Origin of the sequence: Aureimonas flava, assembly GCF_003583935.1 — a bacterium.
Taxonomy (GTDB): Bacteria; Pseudomonadota; Alphaproteobacteria; order Rhizobiales; family Rhizobiaceae; genus Aureimonas; species Aureimonas flava.
Genome location: NZ_QYRN01000021.1, coordinates 2501 through 6455, shown reverse-complemented (window position 1 = coordinate 6455; position 3955 = coordinate 2501). Strand labels below are relative to the sequence as shown.

Annotated in this window: 2 rRNA genes; both read right to left on the bottom strand. The window is 58.5% G+C overall.

The window, feature by feature from the left end:
• Positions 1-257: 257 nt before the first annotated feature.
• Positions 258-372, bottom strand: a 5S ribosomal RNA gene (gene rrf, locus D3218_RS19410).
• 311 nt (positions 373-683) lie between these two features.
• Positions 684-3512: ribosomal RNA gene (locus tag D3218_RS19405) — 23S ribosomal RNA — on the bottom strand.
• Between the last annotated feature and the right edge of the window lie 443 nt (positions 3513-3955).

The window sequence follows — 3955 nt, the reverse complement described above, 5'->3', positions numbered from 1 at the left end:
GCGAAGGACGTGGCGTTGTTTCGGCTTCGCGGGGATGTCGTGCGGTATGCGCCGTGGCATGGGTCGCGGTTTGGGCTGGGGGGGCCGGCGTGAGGGGCGCGGCGCTGTGCGCCCTGCCCGTTGGTCCCTGCCCTTGCGGCCCTGCGCTTGCGGCGGGTGTCGATGTGCGCACGCGACGACGCCCGCCAGGGCGGACCGTGGCGGGCGTCGTGATGGGGTGTGTGGTGTGAGAGAGGGGGGTATGATGCGATTGGCAGACCTGGCGGCGACCGACTTTCCCGCGTCTTGAGACGAAGTATCATGGGCGCTGAGGCGTTTCACGGCCGAGTTCGGAATGGGATCGGGTGCGGCCGCCCCGCTAGAACCACCAGGTCGGCCAATCGCATCATGGAAGCTTCGCTCACGCCGATCGCCTGCGGGGCGATCGTCTCCGCTGGGGCGCGCCATGGGGCGCGACGCCCGTTCGGGCTTGCCTGCGGACCCTGCCCGGGTCCTTGGAGGCTCGCCTTTCGGAGAGGTCGGGTGAGCTGGTCTTGAAGAACGAAGCGCTGTCTCCCGGCTCGAGCGAGCCGGCGGGCCTCGTGGCCCGGCCCTCCGCAGACAACCGGCTCGATAGCCGGTTGGCGCAAGGAGACAAAAGAGACCATGATCATCGCGTCAGCGATGGTCATGGGCGAATGAGAACGATCAAGCCGATCGGGCGATTAGTACCGGTCAGCTTCACGCGTTGCCGCGCTTCCACATCCGGCCTATCAACGTGGTCGTCTTCCACGGCCCTGATAGGGAACACTCGTTTCCAGGTGGGTTTCCCGCTTAGATGCCTTCAGCGGTTATCCCGTCCATACATAGCTACCCTGCACTGCGGCTGGCGCCACAACAGGTCCACCAGAGGTATGTCCATCCCGGTCCTCTCGTACTAGGGACAGATCCTGTCAATATTCCTACACCCACGGCAGATAGGGACCGAACTGTCTCACGACGTTCTGAACCCAGCTCACGTACCGCTTTAATTGGCGAACAGCCAAACCCTTGGGACCTGCTCCAGCCCCAGGATGCGATGAGCCGACATCGAGGTGCCAAACAACCCCGTCGATATGGACTCTTGGGGGTCATCAGCCTGTTATCCCCGGCGTACCTTTTATCCGTTGAGCGATGGCCCTTCCACGCGGGACCACCGGATCACTATGACCGACTTTCGTCTCTGCTCGACTTGTCTGTCTCGCAGTCAGGCGGGCTTATGCCATTGCACTCGACGACCGATTTCCGACCGGTCTGAGCCCACCATCGCGCGCCTCCGTTACTCTTTGGGAGGCGACCGCCCCAGTCAAACTACCCACCATACACTGTCCCGGACCCGGATGACGGGCCGCGGTTAGACATCCATGACGATAAGGGTGGTATTTCAAGGATGGCTCCACGCGAGCTGGCGCCCACGCTTCAAAGCCTACCACCTATCCTACACATGCCGACACGAATGCCAGTGTAAAGCTATAGTAAAGGTGCACGGGGTCTTTCCGTCTGACCGCAGGAACCCCGCATCTTCACGGGGAATTCAATTTCACTGAGTCTGCGTTGGAGACAGCGGGGAAGTCGTTACGCCATTCGTGCAGGTCGGAACTTACCCGACAAGGAATTTCGCTACCTTAGGACCGTTATAGTTACGGCCGCCGTTTACTGGGGCTTCGATTCAGAGCTTGCACCCCTCCTCTTAACCTTCCAGCACCGGGCAGGCGTCAGACCCTATACGTCGTCTTGCGACTTCGCAGAGCCCTGTGTTTTTGATAAACAGTCGCTACCCCCTGGTCTGTGCCACCCCTCCACACTTGCGTATGAAGAGGTCACGCTTCTTCCGAAGTTACGCGTGCAATTTGCCGAGTTCCTTCAACGCAGTTCTCTCAAGCGCCTTGGTATGCTCTACCAGTCCACCTGTGTCGGTTTCGGGTACGGTCTATACGGTGGGGCTATTTCCCGGGACCCCTTCGCCGCCACCCCAATCCAATAAGGGATAACGACACACGGGATCCGTCACTCACCACCAGGCCCACGACTATTAACGTGGTTCCCATCGACTACGCCTTTCGGCCTCGCCTTAGGGGCCGGCTCACCCTGCTCAGATTAACTTTAAGCAGGAACCCTTGGACTTTCGGCGAGGGTGTCTCTCACACCCTTTATCGTTACTCATGTCAGCATTCGCACTTCCCATACCTCCAGAGGTCCTCACGGATCCTCCTTCAACGGCCTAGGGAACGCTCCGCTACCGCTTGCACCAGAGGTGCAAACCCGAAGCTTCGGTGTATGGCTTGAGCCCCGTTACATTTTCGGCGCAAGAACCCTTAAATCTAGACCAGTGAGCTGTTACGCTTTCTTTAAATGATGGCTGCTTCTAAGCCAACATCCTGGTTGTTTTGGGATTCTCACATCCTTTCCCACTTAGCCATAACTTGGGGACCTTAGCTGTCGGTCAGGGTTGTTTCCCTCTTCACGACGGACGTTAGCACCCGCCGTGTGTCTGCCGGACAGTTCTCTCAGGTATTCGGAGTTTGATTGGGTTTGGTAAGACGGTGAGTCCCCCTAGCCCATTCAGTGCTCTACCCCCTGAGGAATACATCCGACGCTCTACCTAAATAGATTTCGCGGAGAACCAGCTATTTCCGAGTTTGATTGGCCTTTCACCCCTAGCCACAAGTCATCCCAATCTATTGCAACAGATGCGGGTTCGGTCCTCCAGTGCGTGTTACCGCACCTTCAACCTGCTCATGGCTAGATCACTCGGTTTCGGGTCTAATCCGACGAACTGAACGCCCCGTTCAGACTCGCTTTCGCTGCGCCTCCACCTATCGGCTTAAGCTCGCTCGCCAGACTAAGTCGCTGACCCATTATACAAAAGGTACGCAGTCACCCAGGACAAACCTTGGGCTCCTACTGTTTGTAGGCATCCGGTTTCAGGTTCTCTTTCACTCCCCTTGTCGGGGTGCTTTTCACCTTTCCCTCACGGTACTGGTTCACTATCGGTCATGCACGAGTACTTAGGCTTGGAGGGTGGTCCCCCCAATTTCAGACAGGATTTCACGTGTCCCGCCCTACTCATGGACCATCGAGAACATTGCGCCTACGGGACTGTCACCCACTCTTGTCACGCTTTCCAACGTGTTCGGCTTCTTCCTTCGATGGTCACTGGCCTGGTCCGCGTTCGCTCGCCACTACTAACGGAGTCTCGGTTGATGTCCTTTCCTTCGGGTACTTAGATGTTTCAGTTCCCCGAGTTCGCTTCTAACCCCTATGTATTCAGAGTCAGATACCTCACAATTGAACCTTGGTCACCGCAACACCACCAGCACGTTCCCGTACCAGTGACGTTCCGATCTGACCAAGGCTCGGAGGTGGGTTGCCCCATTCGGAAATCCACGGATCAAAGCTCATTCGCAGCTCCCCATGGCTTATCGCAGCGTATCACGTCCTTCATCGCCTGTGCATGCCAAGGCATTCACCAGATGCCCTTAAGACACTTGATCGTTCTCATCGCCCATGATCACCAGTTCCCAAGTCCGCTCACGCCGATCGCCTATCGAGGCGATCGTCTGCGCGGGGCGCGCCGCACGAGCGGCGACGGCCGGTCGGCCTTGCGAACCCAATGGGTTCGGGGCTTCCCGTTCGTCGTCGTCGGCTTTGCTCTTGGGAAGAGAGAGATGATCATGTGCGCTTCATTCTCTTCGTGAGCCATGCCAACACCGGACCCGCGTGCAACGGGCGTCGGCGTCCTGCAGCATGGCTCATGCCAATCCCATGCCGGCTAGACACGAGACTGGCGAAAGACCAGCTTCCAGAGACGAACCCCAAGGGCGGCGGTCAGGCACACCCATCCAAACGAGGGCACCGGTAACCCGACAAGGCGATGAACCTTCTCGGCGGTGGTCCTCGGACCAGGTCGCTCGGCGTTTCCACCAGCGACCCGTCA